This window comes from Salirhabdus euzebyi (genome assembly GCF_014207435.1).
In the GTDB taxonomy this organism is placed as follows: Bacteria; Bacillota; Bacilli; order Bacillales; family Alkalibacillaceae; genus Salirhabdus; species Salirhabdus euzebyi.
Window position 1 is genome coordinate 451746 of sequence record NZ_JACHGH010000001.1, and the last position, 17618, is coordinate 469363.

The following is a 17618-nucleotide window of genomic DNA, read 5'->3' on the forward strand; positions in this document are numbered from 1 at the left end:
CCTTTCGTTCTCACCTAACCTAATTCCATTACAGTAATACCACTTCCACCTTCATTCATATTCCCCATTCGGTGAGACTTAATAGAAGGATGGCGTTCAGCAAATTTTTGAACTCCTTTTCGTAAAGCACCAGTACCTTTACCATGAATAATAGAAACACTGTTATACCCAGCTAAAACAGCATCATCGATATACTTTTCTAGTTGTAGGAGAGCATCTTCATATCTTTCTCCTCTTAAATCAAGCTCTGTCTTTACATGATAAGTATTTCCTTTTACGGTTGCTAACGGTTTTTCTTTTACTGGTTCTGGGCGTTTCATAAATTGCAAGTTTTTTCGTTTTACCTTTACTTTCATAATTCCTAATTGAACCTGATATTCCTGCTTACTTATTTGTTCAACGATATAACCTTGTTGGTTAAGGGTTAATACCTTTACTTCATCCCCAGGTTGTAGTTCACCTTTCGTTGATTTTGCGTTTTCCGTTATTTCTTTATCATCATCGGTTAGATTAACACCCGCTTCAGATAGCTGTTTTTTCGCATTTATAATTTCATGTTCTTTTACGGATGCTTGATCCTTCATGTTGCGTAGCTGTTCAATAATTTCTTCTGCCTCACGCTTTGCCTTTTCTATTTCTTTCGCTGCTTTTTCTTCTGCTTTTTTAAATAGCCTTTCTTTTTGTTGCTCAAACTGCTTCCATCTTTGTTCTAGCTCTTCTCTCATGTCTTTTGCTTCTTGTAAAACTTGCTCCGCATTTTCATAATCTTCATCCGCTTTACGCCTTGATTCTTCTAAAGAGGCAATCATATTTTCTACACTTTGCGAATCGTGTCCTGTTAACGATTTCGCTTTGTCTATAATATTTTCCTCTAGGCCTAAGCGACGAGAAATTTCAAAAGCATTACTTCTCCCCGGAACCCCAATAAGCAAACGATACGTTGGTCTTAACGTTTTAATATCAAATTCAACAGAAGCATTCACTACTCCTTCTCTGTTGTACCCATAAGCTTTTAATTCTGGATAGTGTGTTGTAGCAATAACTCTAGCTTTCCGTGCCACCACTTCATCTAAAATCGCCATGGCTAATGCAGCGCCCTCTTGAGGATCTGTCCCTGCACCAAGTTCATCAAAAAGGACTAACGTTTTTTCATCTACGTCTTTCAAGATGTCTACAATATTTGTCATATGTGAGGAAAAAGTACTCAAGCTTTGTTCAATTGATTGTTCATCACCTATATCCGCAAAAACTTCATCAAAAATAGCTAACTCGCAACCATCTAAAGCAGGAATCTGTAACCCAGCTTGGGCCATCAATGTACACAGACCCACCATTTTAAGTGTAACGGTCTTACCACCGGTATTAGGTCCTGTTATCACGATTGATGTATAGTCGGAACCTATTTCAATATCATTGGCTACTACCTCTTCATCAGTGATTAAAGGATGACGAGCTGCTTTCATTTTAATGATGCCATTTTCATTCATCGTTGGCATCGAGGCGTTTAAATCTTTAGCAAATTTAGCTTTTGCTACCATAAAATCAATTTCGGTTAATATTTGTACATTTTGCAATAAAGAATGTTGATCATTTGCTACTAATACAGAGAGTTCCTGTAAAATACGATTAATCTCTTGCTTCTCTTCTACTTTTGCTGCCTGTAGTTTATTGTTCAAATCGACCACTGATTGTGGCTCTATAAACAGAGTAGCCCCTGAAGATGATTGATCATGCACAATCCCGCCAAAGGAAGCCCGATATTCCTGTTTAACTGGTATCACATATCTGTCATTACGAATAGTTACGATTGCGTCTGATAGCATTTTTGTCTTCGTTCTTGTATAGTTCTCCAGTTTGTCTCGTACGCTACTTTCATGAGAGCGGATCCTACTTCTTATTGTTCTTAGTTTGTCTGAAGCTCCGTCCATTACATGACCATGATCATCAATACAATGCTTAATACTTCTTTCCAAATCAGTTAAAAAAACAATTTCTGTAACAAGCTCTCGGAGAATCGGAATTGTCACTTCATCTATATCAATATCTTCAACAAATTGCTTAATTATTTTTCCGGCTCTAATAGTACTTGCTATATCCAAACATTCCCCAGGACTTAAAATTCCACCAATGGATGCTCGCTTGACATGAGGACGTATATCAAATATTCCACCTAATGGAATATTACCTTTTATTCGTAACACCTGGCTTGCCTCATCCGTCTCGTGTTGCCACTTTACAACCTCTTGAAAATTTGTGGAGGGGTGAAGCAAGCTTACTTTTTCTTTTCCGAGTGACGAGCCTGCATGACCAATAAGCTTTTCTTTAATCTTATTAAATTCTAGTACCCGTAAAATTCTTTCATTCATGTTGCCTAAACCCCTTTTTACACTTATTCCCTGCTTAAAAATTCTTTTACCTCTTGTAACGACCATGTATTAATAACTGTTTCTTTCTTTAACCAAGCTTTTCTACTAAAGTTTACACCTAACTCCATGTCATCTAACATGGAATAGCTGTGCGCATCAGTGTTAATAGCAATTTTTACTCCTGCTTCTTGCGCCTCCCTCAACCATTTCCAAGTTAAATCCAAGCGGTTAGGGTTTGCGTTTAATTCTAATGCAGTATTTGTTTCCCTCGCCCACTTAATCAGTTGCTCATAGTCTACTTCATAACCATCACGTTTACCAATAACTCTACCGGTGGGATGAGCAATTAAGTGTACATAAGGACATTCCATCGCTGTTTTGAAGCGATTCATTATTTGCTCTTTTGATTGAGAAAAGCTTGAGTGAATGGAAGCAATGACAAAGTCCATCTCTTTTAAAAATTCGTCTGAAAAATCCAATGAACCGTCAGGAAGTATGTCCATTTCAATTCCAGCTAAAATGTGTATATCGTTATACTTTTGATTAAGTCGATTAATTTCTTCTCTTTGTTTACGTATCCTTTCTTCATTTAACCCGTTAGCAACACGTAAAAATTTAGAGTGATCGGTAATAGCAATGTACTCATAGTTCAATTCTCTAGCTCTTAAGACCATTTCTTCTAATGACTGCGCACCATCACTCCAGGTCGTATGCATATGAAGATCACCACGCACATCACCAAAGTTAATATAGTCTAGCTCACCTTTAGCTTGTTCAATTTCTCCATTGTTTTCTCTCATCTCTGGTGGAATATAGCTGAGACCAAAATGAGCAAAAAATTGTGTTTCCGTTTCGAATGTTAAGATTTCACCGGTATTTACATTTTCTACACCATATTCACTAATCTTTTCATTTCTTTGCTTTGCAAGCTGTCTCATCGCTACGTTATGATCTTTTGAACCAGTAAAATGATGTAGTGTTGTTGCAAATTCTTCAAGCTTAACGATACGGAAATCTACAGACACATCATATACTTCCCCGTAAATGACTGTAACTTTTGTTGTTCCAGCAGCAACTACACTTGAAATTCCCTCTAGAGCAATTAGAGCTTCCTTCACTTTTTCTGGTTGATCAGTTGCCACAATAAAGTCTAAATCCTTAATCGTTTCCCTTGTTCTTCTTATGCTACCTGCTCTTGAAAATTTTAAAATATCATCTATCTTCTTAAGTTGTTCTTCTATTGTTTCAACAATTGGGAGCATGAAAGCTATTGGAAGTCTCTCCGGTCTTTTGGAAGCATCTTCTATAGACTTCAGAATCTTCTCAGCTGTTTTTTTTCCAAACCCAGCTAGCTGCTCCACTTTCCCACTTTCACAAGCTTCTCTTAGCGACACAGCATCTATTACGCCCAATTCTTGATAAAGCTTTGAAAGTTTTTTCCCGCCTAATCCTTGTAAATCTAGAAGAGGAATTAAACCTGAAGGGACTGTTTTCTCCAACTCTTTCAACGTATCGGAATATCCAAGCTCTATAAACTCATTTATGACAGCAGCTGTTCCTTTCCCAATCCCTTTCATTTTGGTAAAATCCTCGATTTCGGTTAGAGATCGATCATCACTCTCAAGAGCTTGTGCGGCTTTACGATAAGCTGAAATTTTAAAAGGATTTTCTCCTTTTAACTCTAAATAAATCGCTATCTTTTCTAATAGTTGAATAACTTGTTTTTTATTTATAGTCATATGTATCACCCACTTTATTATAGTTCATCATAGTAAATATCGCATGTTAAAGCAAAAGGCCTACCTATATCACGGCGGAAAAAAGAAAAACTTCTCGTTAGGAGAAGTTTTCAAGAGCTTCTGATATGTGTTTAAACCATAAATCCTTAATTTGTTCGGATAATAAAGGTGTATGCTCAACCATAAATTGAGCAATAGACGAGTCACTTACATACCCTTGGACAAAATCTATTGGCATCAAAGCTAAAAAGTACAAAATAATAAACAAAATGAAATAAGTTTCAATAAAACCTAAAATGGCACCTAACAAGCCATTAAAACTATGTAGTATCGGAAGCTCCGTCACAAAATCGAGCATATTAGCAACAATTTGCAACATAATTTTCACGACAAAAAACAAGACGACAAAAGAAATTCCATTGTAAAAGGCTGTTTCCAATGGCAATGAATCAAACATTGCCCATAAGCCTTCGTCAGATATATCTGGATAAGGTATCCACATGGTTAATTTAGGGGCTAAATTATCATAATAAATAATGGCAAATAAAAAGGCAATAATAAATCCAGTGAGGTGTAGCACCTGCATAATAAATCCTCTTTTTAGACCTATTAGAGTACCAATGATTAATAGAATAACTAGAATAAAGTCAACCATTTTTTCTCCTTTCCTCACTACGTAATTGCTCTGTCATAGATCGATATTCTTCCTTAAGTTTAATATAGTCATTCATTGCATTAACAGCTGTTAAAACAGCTAACTTTGCTGTATCAAGACGAGGATTGGCCTCCTGAATTTCTTTCATCTTTTGATCTACCATACTGGCGATCATTTGAATATGGTGTGAAGGTTCCTCACCAACAACAGTATATTTTTGATTGTGTATTTCAACAGTTGTTCTCGTTTTGTCTGAATGTGACATTTGAAAGGCCTCCTCACTATACATCCTAAAAATTATATTAACATGATTAAGTACAATATGGAAATTAAACTTGTGAAAGAATCCATGAATTTAATAGTTTTTGTTATACTAGTTACAGAAAAGGAAGGAGCTATAAAGATGTCACAAACTGTATTACAACTACCCACCTCTGAATTAAATAAGATGAAAGATTACTATAAAAATGATTTAAAGCCTAATTCACCAAGTAGTGCACTATTTGCAGCCAAATTAAGTGGGTGCACCATTACTGCTTATCAATCAGGAAAAGTCCTTTTTCAAGGAGCAAATCATTCCAATGAAGCACAAAAATGGGGACATCCACTTAAAATGACTAAGCAGGTAGAAAAAGAAAAGATAGTCCCTGACTGTGTTACCCATAGTCATATGGGAACAGATGAGGCAGGATCGGGTGACTTTTTTGGTCCAATGACTGCAGCTGCAGCTTATGTGGAGGAAAGTAAAATTCCTTTATTAAAAGAGCTCGGCGTGAGAGACTCCAAATCGATGTCAGATGAATCTGTCCTTCATGTTGCTGATCAAATTATTGCAGCTAAAATTCCTTATAGTCTTCTCGTATTACATAATCCAAAATACAACGAATTACAAAAAAAAGGATGGACCCAAGGGAAAATGAAAGTTATGCTCCATTTTCATGCGATCCAAAATGTATTGAAAAAAATAAACATCGAAGAGCTTGATGGAATAGTTGTTGATCAGTTTGCTGAACGTCGTGTATTTCAACGTCACCTTACCTCAGAAAAAAAGAAGCTACCCGAAAAGATGTATTTCTTAACGAAAGCAGAAAGCTATTCGATTGCAGTTGCTGCAGCTTCTATTTTATCTCGAGCCAAATTTTTAAAAGAAATGGACCGTCTTTCAAAAGACATTGGTTTCAAGCTCCCAAAAGGAGCAAGTAAGCTAGTAGATGAGCAAGCTGCAAAAATAATAGCTGCCAAAGGAAAGACAGTACTATACGATTATGTTAAAATACATTTTGCCAATTTACAAAAAGCAGAAACACTTCTTCAAAACAAGAGAAAATGAGCAAAGAACACAAAGACTATTCGTTTTTGTGTTCTTTTTGTAATAAAGTTTGTATGGGGGAGCTACTGTGTTAAAGGTAAGGATACGGAGAAGGTGGTCCCTTCATTCGGTTCACTTGCAACAGAAATAACACCGTGGTGTCTTTCCACAATCGACTGACTTACAGTAAGTCCTAAACCAGTTCCAGAATCTTTTGTCGTATAAAATGGAAGAAATAGATTTTTCAATTCATTTTTAGGAATTCCTTTTCCTTGATCAGTAACTCTTAATGAAACTTCATTGTCCATCTTATTAGCTTTAATATGAATTTCTCCACCATTTTCCATTGACTCGAGCCCATTTTTCAGCAAATTAATCATCACTTGCTTTAACTCATCTTTATTACAATGAATATATATTGGGTTTGTTTCAAACGTGATGACGAATGTAATTCCTTTTTTATTTGCTTGTAATTCAAACAAAGTAACAGCACTTTTGACAATTGAATACAAATTTTCCTTTTTAAACTTCTTTTCCATAGGTTTTGCTAGTAATAATAATTCACTTAGTATATTTTCTATTCTTGTCATTTCAGCTTTTATTACACCGATATATTCTTCATTCCATTCATTTTCATTATCCATAATTTGAAAGAAGCCTTTTATAGCGGTTAATGGAGTCTTTAATTCATGAGCAATTCCAGCAGCGAGCTGTCCTGTCATAATTAACTTTTCATTGTTCAGCCTATCCTCTTGTGCTTGAACTCTTTCCGTTATATCTCGACCAATTGCTATAATATTTATGATGTTTCCATTTTCATCTTTAATATTTTTAAAGGATCGCTCTACCCATACATAATGGCCATTTTTATGACGATAACGGGCCATAAAGACACCCCTGTCTCCAGAGGCTTTTCTTCTAACCCATTTGAAATCTTCTGGGTGAAGAAGGTTTACACCAGATTGTCCAATTAATTCATCTGGTTCATAGCCTAGTAGCTTTCGTATAGAAGGGGAAATATAGATCAAAACTCCCTTACCATCACTGTATGAAATAACATCATGTACGTTTTGGGAAATTAATTTATATAAATCTTCACTTTTCTGTAATTTTTGTTGTGCAAATTTTTGATCTGTAATGTCCCGGCTTATCCCAATTATTTTCTCAATATTTCCATCTTGGTCATAAAAAGCCTCTAATTCTGATTGAATATAGCGTATTTGTCCATCCGGGCGAACAATCCTATAATTGTGATTTTCGGGTTTACCTTGCATAATATCAAAAATAACCCTTCTTACTTTCACCTTGTCTTCTGGATGAACATATTGCAAAAACTTTTGAAGATTCATTTTATTCGATGTGTCTATACCAACAATTCGGTACATTTCGTCTGACCAAAAAATGGCCTGACTATTTACCTTCCATTCCCACGCTCCCAATTTTGCTATTTTCATCGCAAGCCTTGATGTCGACTCACTTTTAATAATTGTCTGTTCTGCTTCCTTCTGTTTTGTAATATCTTTGGCAATCCCATATACACCTACTACTCTATTTTGAACGATGATAGGTACGTTCGTAACATTTACTTCCACATGATTGCCTTCTTTAGTTAAACAAGTAATTTCATAATTTTGCGGGATACCTTGAACAGCTTGCTGAAAATGATAGTTAGTTCTTTCTATATCCTCGGGCACAACGAATGTAGCGTAGTGCATTTTTGTTGTTTCTTCAACAGAGTAACCAAATAATTGTGCATGGCTTTTATTTATCGATAAAAAATTACCATGTAAATCAAAGGAAAAAACAGCATCAGGGTGATGATAAAATAGTGATTTATAATATTCTTGACTTTCATCAAGCCTTTTTTTACTCTCGGTTACATCACGAAAGTGAACAAACAATCCATTTTTCGAAGGATAAGCTGTGACATCAAACCATGTATTTAATGGGGGATAGAACTCTTGGAATTCAACAGTCACTTGCTCATTCATTGCTTTATTATATTCTTGGTAAAAGATTAGATAAGCTGCTTCGCCAAATTCCTCCCAAAGATTTTTACCAATTAGCTCATCCTTACTCCTTAAGAGTAATTTTTCACCGGCACTGTTGATGTATATGAATTTCCAATTTGAATCCACTTCAAAAAAAGCATCTTTTAAATTATCCATTTGCTCATCAATGTTATGTATTTTTTTGTTCACTTTTGTGAATAAGTTTTGTATTACTTTTTTCAGTCGTGTCATTTTATCTTTACCTCTATCATTTATATCCTCTTTATCAATTCGTCCCATTCACCTTGCTGTTCAATAAACCCTATTTTTCTATACATATGCTGAGCAGAGGCGTTTCCTTCTGTAACCATCAAAAATAACTCTTTGTACCCTTGTTCCACTAAACTATTTATGGACTTTTTGATTAAAAATGTGGAAAAGCCTTTATTATGATGTTCAGGGTGGGTGACATTATAGGTTACAAACGGAGCCCCTTTAAATAGGGAAATGATTGTTGTTGCAACAGGTAAATTTTTCAATTCTATCATGTAAGAACAATCAGATAATAATTTACCGTATTTACCATTTAACGTAGCTTGTATTTCTTTTATAAATTGTTCTACTGTTTCACCTTCATAATCGATTGTATCTTTATAAGCTGAATACATCAAATTTCCTAGCATACTAGTATTAACACTAGTCAAATTAGTACTAAGTATATCTTTTTTTATTACCTGATGATCTAACAACAACTTCATTTTAATACGTTTAGCTTGCAAAAAATATGACCTACTTTCATTATTAGAAAAACTTGGCTTGTCGCCAAGTCCTTATGGCGAAAGCCTTATTTTTACTTATACTTTTATCCTTTAACAAAGTTAAACTTTCTTAAGTACAAATAAGCATTACTATTAGTAATGCTCTCCATCTATACTTCACATGTTTTATAGAGGGATTTTGTCAGTATGTTGTCAATAGCATTATAATTATATTTCTCTATTGGGATGCATTTTCCTTGTTTATGTTGAGTAAAAATTGCATAAAAAAACCAAGCCATGTGGCTTGGTTTTTTCTTTACCCTCTTAATTCAGCACGGAAAGTTTCCTTAACAGCAGTAACAATCTTTTCACGCGCTTCTTCTATTTGTTTATCTTTCAATGTACCTTCTGGATCCTGGAATCTAAGCGTAAATGCAATTGACTTTTTCCCTGGTTCCATATGCTCTCCTTGATAAATATCAAACACTTGCACATCCTTTAAGAATGGTTGACCAGCCTTTTTAATAGCATTCATCATATGCTGTGAAGCAATAGACTCATCCACTACAAAAGCTAAATCCTGTGTAACAGATGGGTATCTTGGAATCAACTCATAGCTCTCTTCTAGGTTAGCTAATGAAACGATTGCATCCAAATCTAAATCAAATACATATGTGTCTGTTACATCATGTTGACCTTGTAAGGACGGGTGGATTTGTCCAGTAAACCCGACTTTTTGGTTCCCTACTGTAATAATAGCTGTTCTTCCTGGATGCATATCCTTTATTTGGGCTGGCTCATATGAAACGTTATTAATTCTCAGTACTTGGAATAACCCTTCTACTAGCCCTTTCACAACATAGAAATCAACAGCTTTGACTTCTTTTTGCCATTGATTATTTACCCATAAACCAGTTACTGCTCCTGATAATCGCAGTTTTTCTTCCGGCTGCTTTGTAACGACTTCGTTTTCATTGATATAGATAGATCCTAATTCGTATAAAGCAACATTTTCCTGTCTACGTGCCACATTATATTGAATGCTAGACAACATTTCAGGTAAAAGACTTAGTCTCAAATGGCTATGTGCCTCACTCATAGGCATCGCTAGTTTAACAGGGACAGGATTTCTTTCTTGAATGCTTGGGTCAACAAGTAAAGAGGCGTATTCTTCTGTCGTTAAAGAGTAAGTAATTGCTTCATTTAGGCCTGCACCTTGTAAATAGTTGTGAATTTTTCTTTTTAACTTTTGTTTAACTGTTAAGCCACCTGCACTTGAAGAACCAGCTGGTAGGGTAAATGGTAAATTATCATAGCCATAAATACGAGCCACTTCTTCCACCATATCTTCTACAATCGTAATATCTCCTCTTCTAGTTGGGGCTGTTACCTCAAAAGAATGGTCATTTTGCTTGTACGGAAAGCGTAACTTTTCTAAAATAGTTGCTATTTCTGGTGTAGAGATCGATGTACCTAAAACGTTATTTATTTTGTCAGTATCAAAGGAAATAACATGTTCTTGTACATCTAAGTCATTAAACTCTGCTACCCCTTCTAATACTTCTCCGTTAGCATATTGCTCAAGTAATTGGCAAGCGCGAAGTCCAGCTTCTTTTACACGTTTTGGATCTACACCCTTTTCAAATCGTGTACTTGCTTCACTACGTAACCCATGATCTTTAGATGCTTTTCGTACAGATTGAGGATGGAAGTATGCCGCTTCTAACAGAACAGTGGTAGTTCCATCGTGTACCTCTGAATCAGCTCCACCCATCACACCAGCAATGGCAACTGCTTCTTTGCCGTTAGTGATGACAAGATGATCCGGTTCTAAAGTACGAACTTCATCATCTAGTGTTTTAATTGTTTCGCCTTCGTTTGCTGTACGAACAACTACTTCCTTCGATCCAAAAAGATCATAATCGAAAGCGTGGAGTGGTTGACCATATTCCAGTAATACATAGTTCGTAATATCTACCACGTTATTAATTGGACGGATTCCGCCAGCAATTAAACGATTTCTAATCCATAATGGGGATGGTCCTACTTTGACATTTTTAATGAGAAAGGCTCCGTAGTATGGGTTTAATGTAGCATCTTCTACCTTTACCTTTATATAATCTTCAACCTGTTGATCCGTTCCATCCACAGTTACTTCTGGTAGGCGAATATCCTCACCTAGTATTGCAGCCACTTCATATGCAACACCAAGCATGCTTAGGCAATCCGATCGATTTGGTGTAAGTTCAAATTCTAAAATAGCATCATCAAGGTTTAGCAGTTCAATTGCATTTGCTCCAATTTCTACATCCTCTTGAAAAACATAAATACCATCTTCAAATTCTTTTGGAACAAATTTCGGGTCTATCCCTAACTCCTCTAAAGAGCAAATCATACCATTGGAAACCTCACCGCGAAGTTTCGCCTTTTTAATTTTTAACCCACCCGGTAGTCTCGCACCAGGTTTTGCAACGGCTACTTTTTGCCCAGCAGCTACATTTTTTGCTCCACAAATAATTTGTAGTTGTTCATCTCCAACATCAACCTGACAAACATTTAATTTATCAGCATCCGGATGTTGCTCACAAGATAAAACGTGTCCCACCACTACATTGCTAATTTGATCAGCAATTGATTCAATACTTTCTACTTCAATCCCGCTTTTTGTCACTTTCTCTGCTAATTCTTCCGGGGATACTTTATCTACATTTACATATTGTTTTAACCAATTTAAGGATACTAGCATTTAATCTCTCCTCCTTTATGCATGATGAAATTGTTTTAGGAATCGTACATCATTCGTATAAAAATGACGAATATCATCAATTCCGTATTTTAACATCGCAATTCTTTCTGGTCCCATCCCAAAGGCAAAACCGGTGTATTGATCTGGATCAAATCCTGCCATTTTTAACACGTTAGGATGAACCATACCAGCGCCTAAAATTTCAATCCATCCTGTTTGTTTACAGACTGAACACCCTTCGCCGTGACACATTTTACAAGAAATATCCATTTCAACAGACGGTTCTGTAAAAGGGAAAAAGCTTGGGCGCAAACGAATTTCTCTAGTTTGACCGAACATTTTTTTGGCAAAGGCGTTTAAAACACCTTTTAAGTCACTCATTCGTACATTTTTATCCACATACAGTCCTTCAATTTGTGTAAATTGATGAGAGTGGGTTGCATCATCTGTATCTCGACGATAAACCTTACCTGGACAAATGATTTTTACTGGGCCTCTTCCTTCATGTTTTTCCATTGTTCTAGCTTGAACAGGAGACGTATGCGTACGCAATAATAACTCTTCTGTAATATAGAACGAATCTTGCATATCTCTTGCTGGATGGCCCTTCGGTAAGTTTAAGGCTTCAAAGTTATAATAATCCTGTTCTACCTCTGGTCCTTCCGCTACTTGAAAGCCCATACCAATAAATAAGTCTTCAATTTCTTCAATTAGCTTCGTTAACAGATGTGGGCCTCCAGTTGGGATTGGTCGACCAGGTAACGTGACATCAATGGATTCCTCTGACAGCTTTTTTTCAAGTGCCACTTTTTCTAACTGATCTTGCTTTTGATTTAATTCATTAGCAATTGCTTCTCGAACATCATTCGCAAGTTGACCAACAACAGGGCGCTCTTCTGCAGATAATTTTCCCATACCTCGTAATACCTCTGTAATTGGTCCTTTTTTACCTAGATAGGAAACTCGAACTTCTTGAAGTTCTTTTATATCAGAAGCTGCTGTAACTTTATTTAAAGCCTCTTGTTTCAGTTCCTCTAAACGTTCCTTCATGTGTATTTCCTCCTTTGTTTGACAAGTTAAAATGATTTTTATAGAAATAAAAAAGCCCCATCCCCATAAAAGGGACGAGACTTATCATTCCGTGTTACCACCCTAATTGACATACTATTGACACGGTATGCCCACTTCATTCTTATAACGGATTTTAATATCCGGTCATCCTTTACTTGCTATTTAGCAAGGTCCCGGTGACAGCTCCAGAGTGAAATTTCAATCATAACCACGATAGAAATGCTTCCAGTCAGCGGCATTTCCTCCCTAAATCGATTCCATTATGATTTACTCGGCTCTTTCGACACTTTTAATCTTCAGTTATACGGAATATTATAGAAAAACATTTTACATATTGCAACCCTACTGCTGTAAATAGTACATAATAATGCCTGACGCAATACTAACATTTAGCGATTCTGCTTGTCCTTTGATCGGAATATAGACACGATGGTCGGCTAATTGAAGCAGTTCTTGTTGTACTCCACTTCCCTCATTACCAAATAGTACTGCAACCTTTTCTGGTGGTTTATTTTCTTCTAATCGCTGTGCATTCTCTAGGGCAGTGGCCCAGACAATAAATCCATCTTTTTTCAATGTATAAACCCAATCTTCTAAATCCCCAGTTATTACTGGAATATGAAACAATGAGCCCTGTGTAGCTCTAATCACTTTTTCGTTATACAGATCTACTGTCCCCTTACCAAATAGAACTGCATCAAACCCAAGGGCATCTGCTGTTCTTACAATCGTTCCTGCGTTCCCAGGATCTTGAATAGCATCTAACATGATGACCTTTTGAAAATGAGGTTGGATTTTCTCTTCCCTCATTTCAATTTCAGCCATAATTCCTTGTGGGTTTTCCGTGTTTGCCAAGGTAGCAAAAATTTTATCCGAAACAACTGTCGTCACAACTTTTTCTTGTTGTAACCAATCTGTATTGTAATTTTCGAGGACAATTAGTTCTTTTACAATCCAGTTACTTTTTAAGGCCTCTTCAATTAAATGTTCCCCTTCAATTAAAAAGGTATTAGATTTCATACGATCTTTTCGACGTTTGAGTTTACTCCAATGTTTTACCTTTCCATTTTGTTGCGATTCAATCATTCATGTCACCTGCAATTCTTGGCTTGATATTCTTTTTCTATCATACATATTTTTAATGATAAGGGTCAAACTAATGCAAACAAAAGTTTAAAAAGATGAGGTGACAACATGAATTTAGATCTACGTAAAGCTGTACTTCATAACGTATCCGGTAATACTTCCGATCAATTAGAAGCAACCATTGTAGATGCTATTCAAGGTGGAGAAGAAAAAACTTTACCGGGTCTTGGCGTTCTATTTGAAGTGTACTGGAACAATGCAGACGAATCTGAAAAAGAAGAAGTGCTTGAAGTCATTGAAGACGCACTAAAAAAATAGTTTATTACGCGTATAACAGGAGTTTGAAGTAAATCAAACTCCTTTTTTTTACTGTCCTAATATCATAAAAATAGAAATGATAGAGATAATTGGAATTGCACTTACTAAAGCCATGCCTATAAACAAAAGAGTATAAATAAAACCTCTTGTATCTTTCGGTATTTCATGCATGGCAATTACAGCTCCCCTTGTAGAAAAGATGCTAATAAGCCCGAATACTAAAATACCTAATACTAATATGAGCGGTATATATACTTGAAATAGGTTTGTTAGTTCAAAATAATTCATTTCAATAAAACCTAAAAATATTAAAATAATAGGAATACTTTCAATAATCATTATTTTAATAAACAATCGTGATAGGTCCTTTTGAAAAGTTTTTTGATTTACTTCTTCGCTGTCCCTTAATTTATCCTCTAATCTTGTTATCAATTGCCTAAAGGAAATAGTGATACCTACAACAGCAATTAAGGAAGCGAGTACAAACAACCAACCTGGATTCATCTTTAGTCCCTCCCTTTCTAGAAGTGGATATTGTATAGGATTACTCACTATTTTCCTATCCATACATCTAGCTAAGAGACAGATATTTCGTCGTAACCTGAACTCATGTATTTCTTTTCCTTTATTAAGACTTGTTCAATTAACTTCGTATCATCTGGATGAAATAGATGTGCTGACTTTTCCATCCAAATTAATTTCTTTCCTCGCTTCGAATCTAACCTTTGAAAAAAATCTTCAACCAGCCTACCGTGAACATGTACATCTTTTCTACCATGAATAAACGTAACAGGTACTGAAATATCTTCTACCGTTTCCTTAAAATTTATTGCGGGTAACTTTTCAATGAAGTGTTGGGTATAAATTAGCTTAAAGCCTTTATAAAAGGTATTAAAAATATCCTTAAGTCGATAATCCTTTGACTGTAGCATAGGTTTCGATACGTTTAATAGGCCAGGGTGCTTAATTTCATCATCACTGTATACCATCGTATTAAAACGGGTTTGCCATTTTCGAAGAACGCTCCACTGTTTGTAGCTTTCGATATAAGGTGGTTCACCAACTGCTTGTAATTCTTGAAGTGCTTTTGCATTCCCTCTTTCCTTTGCCTCTTCTAACATCCATTGATAACACAGCTTATCGTTCTCCGTCCAGCTGATAATTTGTGATAGTCCTACGTAAGAAATGATTTTTTCTGGATACTTTTTCACTAGATTTAAACCGATAATTGTACCAGCAGAGTGAGCAGCAAGAAATATTTTTTCTTGATCGAAACGCTTTATCAGTTGGTCAATCAATTCATTTGCATCTGAAGTTAATTGGTCAAAATTCATACTTTCCTTCGGGATATCTTTATGGAATGATTTACCTGTTCCTCTTTGATCCCAAAATACAACGTTAAAATGCTTTACTAATTCTGCAATGTTTGTAGCCACAGTATAATCAGTTCCTCTGTTTGCCACTCCTGGAAGGGGCATAGATGGCCCACCGTGTAAGAACAATAATATTGGATTTTCTTTCTTTTCCCCTTGAATAAGGATTGTTTGTTTAAAACCACCAATTACTAATTCATCCACTAAGTCCATTCCATCTTCAGGTATATGAAAGTCTCGTTTCTGTTTCAATAAGCCCACCTAGCCCACTTCCTCTACTTTTCTTTTTTTCATCATATCATACCAAATTCCAACATTTACATTTAAAAATTCATCATCAACAGGTTATCGTTCGTTCTTAAAGAAAAAAACTTTCTTATAGAATTAAAAAAGCATGTTACCTAAAGAATAGGTAACATGCTTTTTCTATCACTTATCCAAAAGTAATTTCTTTCACTTTATCTGCGTCTAAGTTTTTAATTACTTCCACAATAAGCTTAACCGCATTTTCAAAATCATCACGATGCAACATTGCTGCATGAGAATGAATGTAACGTGTTGCAACTAAAATAGAAAGGGCTGGAACACCATTCGCTGTTATATGGATTGAACCGGAATCAGTTCCTCCACCAGGAAGTGCATCATACTGATATGGGATTTCATTTTTTTCTGCTGTTTCTACAACAAAATCACGTAAACCCTTATGAGAGATCATGGATGCATCATATAAAATGATTTGTGGACCATCACCCATTTTTCCTACTGCTTCTTTGTCTGAAACGCCAGGAGTATCTCCCGCAATTCCAACATCAACTCCAAAACCAATATCTGGTTGAATAGCAAATGTTGATGTTTTAGCACCGCGTAGTCCTACTTCTTCTTGCACGGTACCTACACCGTATACAACGTTAGGGTGTTTTTCACCTTTAAGCTGCTTTAACACCTCAATTGCAATTGCGCAACCAATACGGTTATCCCAAGCTTTTGCAAGTAACATTTTTTCGTTTTTCATCACAGTAAACTCAAAGTAAGGAACTACAGAATCCCCTGGTGTTACACCAAACTCTTCTGCCTCTTCTTTACTTGAAGCACCGATATCAATAAACATATCTTTAATATCTACTGGCTTTTTACGCGCTTCAGGAGGCAAGATATGCGGTGGTTTAGAACCGATGATACCTGTTACATCACCTTTGCGTGTTTGAATGGTCACACGTTGAGCAAGCATTACTTGGCTCCACCAACCACCAACAGTTTGGAAGTAAACAAAACCTTTATCATCAATACGTGTAACCATGAAACCTACTTCATCCAAGTGACCCGCAACCATAATTTTCGGACCATTTTCATCACCTGTTTTTTTCGCAATCAAGCTACCTAAGTTATCCGTAAATACTTCATCAGCATAAGGAGCAATGTATTTATGCATCACTTCTCTTGCTTCTTTTTCATTACCAGGAATTGCTTTAGCGTCTGTTAAATCCTTTAGCATTGTCAATGTTTCATCAAGCTTTGCCATATGTATTGTCCTCCTTTTTACTACAAATCCATTTAATATTATACCTTCTTTTCATACAATTAACAAAAGTAAGACTCTTTGTTATCCATCGGTTAATATCCTTTGTCCTGTCTCGCATGATTCACTTCATTTTTCTTCATGTAAGCTTGTTGTATCATCTTTTCTTCAAAACCTAATAATTCACCAAGATAAATATAGGCGGAAAAAACAAGGAAATAATTTTCTTCCGTTTTATTTTGTTGAAAAGCGATAATCCTTTCATACACATGAATAAACACATTTGTTACATTTATTTTATGTAGTTTTTGATTTAACGGTAAATGTTCTGTAGTATACCCAAGCTCCAGTCCTAACGACAAAATAAAATGTAAGCCATCTACATACTCCTCTAGAATAACAGCGTTCTCACTTGGACCTTTTTTACTCCAGAATTTAAAGCAGCGTGTTTCATTTGCTAATTCTCCAAGTTCAACAAGCAATGCTAGAATTTTATCTTGAACAACGTCTTGAGAAGTTAGTTGATGCTCCTGCTTTATTCTTGCATCTAATTCATCTTGTAAACGATACAAAAGACCCCACTCCATGTTACCTTCCCCCTTTTTGTCTAGTATAACATTTGAAATAGGCCAAAAAATAATGAAACTCTTCGTATGTTTATTTCGTAATACTAATATTCACTAAAGTGTA

15 protein-coding genes and 1 other annotated feature are annotated in these 17618 nt (G+C 35.7%); of the genes, 2 read left to right on the forward strand and 13 right to left on the reverse strand.

Annotated features, from left to right (window positions below; genetic code table 11):
• Positions 1-14 precede the first annotated feature (14 nt).
• The 4 genes from HNQ94_RS02370 to zapA form a co-directional block, all read right to left on the reverse strand.
• The gene (locus tag HNQ94_RS02370; protein ID WP_174494406.1) at positions 15-2366 is read right to left on the reverse strand and encodes an endonuclease MutS2; all 2352 of its coding nucleotides are present in this window, start codon (positions 2364-2366) and stop codon (positions 15-17) included.
• A gap of 23 nt (positions 2367-2389) precedes the next feature.
• On the reverse strand, positions 2390-4105 hold the full coding sequence (gene polX / locus HNQ94_RS02375) for a DNA polymerase/3'-5' exonuclease PolX (protein WP_174494405.1): 1716 nt from the start codon (positions 4103-4105) through the stop codon (positions 2390-2392).
• Between the two features lie 97 nt (positions 4106-4202).
• Positions 4203-4760 (reverse strand): CvpA family protein, encoded by a 558-nt coding sequence (locus tag HNQ94_RS02380; RefSeq protein ID WP_174494404.1) that lies wholly within the window; start codon positions 4758-4760, stop codon positions 4203-4205.
• Complete coding sequence (gene zapA, locus HNQ94_RS02385; protein WP_174494403.1) at positions 4753-5025, reverse strand: cell division protein ZapA; 273 nt, start codon at positions 5023-5025, stop codon at positions 4753-4755. Before zapA ends, HNQ94_RS02380 begins: the two co-directional genes overlap by 8 nt.
• Before the next feature lie 138 nt (positions 5026-5163).
• Between zapA and rnhC the strand changes: the two genes are divergently transcribed.
• A complete protein-coding gene (gene rnhC, locus HNQ94_RS02390; RefSeq protein ID WP_174494402.1) occupies positions 5164-6090 on the forward strand; it encodes a ribonuclease HIII in 927 nt (308 codons plus the stop codon).
• A gap of 62 nt (positions 6091-6152) precedes the next feature.
• On the opposite strand, the gene HNQ94_RS02395 is transcribed toward rnhC, so the two are convergent.
• The 5 genes from HNQ94_RS02395 to HNQ94_RS02415 all read right to left on the reverse strand — a co-directional run bounded on the left by HNQ94_RS02395 (position 6153) and on the right by HNQ94_RS02415 (position 13721).
• A complete protein-coding gene (locus HNQ94_RS02395) occupies positions 6153-8360 on the reverse strand; it encodes a PAS domain-containing protein (RefSeq protein WP_174494401.1) in 2208 nt (735 codons plus the stop codon).
• A complete protein-coding gene (locus HNQ94_RS02400) occupies positions 8333-8839 on the reverse strand; it encodes a GNAT family N-acetyltransferase (protein WP_174494400.1) in 507 nt (168 codons plus the stop codon). Before HNQ94_RS02400 ends, HNQ94_RS02395 begins: the two co-directional genes overlap by 28 nt.
• 295 nt (positions 8840-9134) lie before the next feature.
• Positions 9135-11564, reverse strand: coding sequence for a phenylalanine--tRNA ligase subunit beta (gene pheT, locus HNQ94_RS02405; protein ID WP_174494399.1), 2430 nt, complete (start codon positions 11562-11564; stop codon positions 9135-9137).
• A 15-nt stretch (positions 11565-11579) separates the two neighbouring features.
• Entirely contained in the window at positions 11580-12614 is a 1035-nt protein-coding gene (pheS, locus tag HNQ94_RS02410) for a phenylalanine--tRNA ligase subunit alpha (RefSeq protein ID WP_174494398.1), read from the reverse strand.
• A gap of 67 nt (positions 12615-12681) precedes the next feature.
• Positions 12682-12928: a binding site (T-box leader), on the reverse strand.
• A 49-nt stretch (positions 12929-12977) separates the two neighbouring features.
• A complete protein-coding gene (locus HNQ94_RS02415) occupies positions 12978-13721 on the reverse strand; it encodes a TrmH family RNA methyltransferase (protein WP_174494397.1) in 744 nt (247 codons plus the stop codon).
• 108 nt (positions 13722-13829) lie between these two features.
• On the opposite strand from HNQ94_RS02415, the gene sspI reads away from it, so the two are divergent.
• The gene (sspI, locus tag HNQ94_RS02420) at positions 13830-14039 is read left to right on the forward strand and encodes a small acid-soluble spore protein SspI (protein WP_174494396.1); all 210 of its coding nucleotides are present in this window, start codon (positions 13830-13832) and stop codon (positions 14037-14039) included.
• Between the two features lie 48 nt (positions 14040-14087).
• On the opposite strand, the gene HNQ94_RS02425 is transcribed toward sspI, so the two are convergent.
• The 4 genes from HNQ94_RS02425 to HNQ94_RS02440 all read right to left on the reverse strand — a co-directional run bounded on the left by HNQ94_RS02425 (position 14088) and on the right by HNQ94_RS02440 (position 17515).
• Positions 14088-14543, reverse strand: coding sequence for a hypothetical protein (locus HNQ94_RS02425; protein ID WP_174494395.1), 456 nt, complete (start codon positions 14541-14543; stop codon positions 14088-14090).
• 71 nt (positions 14544-14614) lie between these two features.
• Positions 14615-15673, reverse strand: coding sequence for an alpha/beta fold hydrolase (locus tag HNQ94_RS02430; RefSeq protein WP_376697721.1), 1059 nt, complete (start codon positions 15671-15673; stop codon positions 14615-14617).
• A 172-nt stretch (positions 15674-15845) separates the two neighbouring features.
• Positions 15846-16931 (reverse strand): M42 family metallopeptidase, encoded by a 1086-nt coding sequence (locus HNQ94_RS02435; RefSeq protein WP_174494394.1) that lies wholly within the window; start codon positions 16929-16931, stop codon positions 15846-15848.
• A 92-nt stretch (positions 16932-17023) separates the two neighbouring features.
• Positions 17024-17515, reverse strand: coding sequence for a dUTP diphosphatase (locus HNQ94_RS02440; protein WP_174494393.1), 492 nt, complete (start codon positions 17513-17515; stop codon positions 17024-17026).
• Positions 17516-17618: the final 103 nt, after the last annotated feature.

Excerpts from the sequence above, each read along its gene's own strand:
- HNQ94_RS02370 (WP_174494406.1), bottom strand. The coding sequence starts at position 2,366 with ATGAATGAAAGAATTTTACGGGTACTAGAATTTAATAAGATTAAAGAA.
- polX (WP_174494405.1), bottom strand. The coding sequence starts at position 4,105 with ATGACTATAAATAAAAAACAAGTTATTCAACTATTAGAAAAGATAGCG.
- HNQ94_RS02380 (WP_174494404.1), bottom strand. The coding sequence starts at position 4,760 with ATGGTTGACTTTATTCTAGTTATTCTATTAATCATTGGTACTCTAATA.
- zapA (WP_174494403.1), bottom strand. The coding sequence starts at position 5,025 with ATGTCACATTCAGACAAAACGAGAACAACTGTTGAAATACACAATCAA.
- rnhC (WP_174494402.1), top strand. The coding sequence starts at position 5,164 with ATGTCACAAACTGTATTACAACTACCCACCTCTGAATTAAATAAGATG.
- HNQ94_RS02395 (WP_174494401.1), bottom strand. The coding sequence starts at position 8,360 with ATGGGACGAATTGATAAAGAGGATATAAATGATAGAGGTAAAGATAAA.
- pheT (WP_174494399.1), bottom strand. The coding sequence starts at position 11,564 with ATGCTAGTATCCTTAAATTGGTTAAAACAATATGTAAATGTAGATAAA.
- pheS (WP_174494398.1), bottom strand. The coding sequence starts at position 12,614 with ATGAAGGAACGTTTAGAGGAACTGAAACAAGAGGCTTTAAATAAAGTT.
- HNQ94_RS02415 (WP_174494397.1), bottom strand. The coding sequence starts at position 13,721 with ATGATTGAATCGCAACAAAATGGAAAGGTAAAACATTGGAGTAAACTC.
- sspI (WP_174494396.1), top strand. The coding sequence starts at position 13,830 with ATGAATTTAGATCTACGTAAAGCTGTACTTCATAACGTATCCGGTAAT.
- HNQ94_RS02425 (WP_174494395.1), bottom strand. The coding sequence starts at position 14,543 with ATGAATCCAGGTTGGTTGTTTGTACTCGCTTCCTTAATTGCTGTTGTA.
- HNQ94_RS02435 (WP_174494394.1), bottom strand. The coding sequence starts at position 16,931 with ATGGCAAAGCTTGATGAAACATTGACAATGCTAAAGGATTTAACAGAC.
- HNQ94_RS02440 (WP_174494393.1), bottom strand. The coding sequence starts at position 17,515 with ATGGAGTGGGGTCTTTTGTATCGTTTACAAGATGAATTAGATGCAAGA.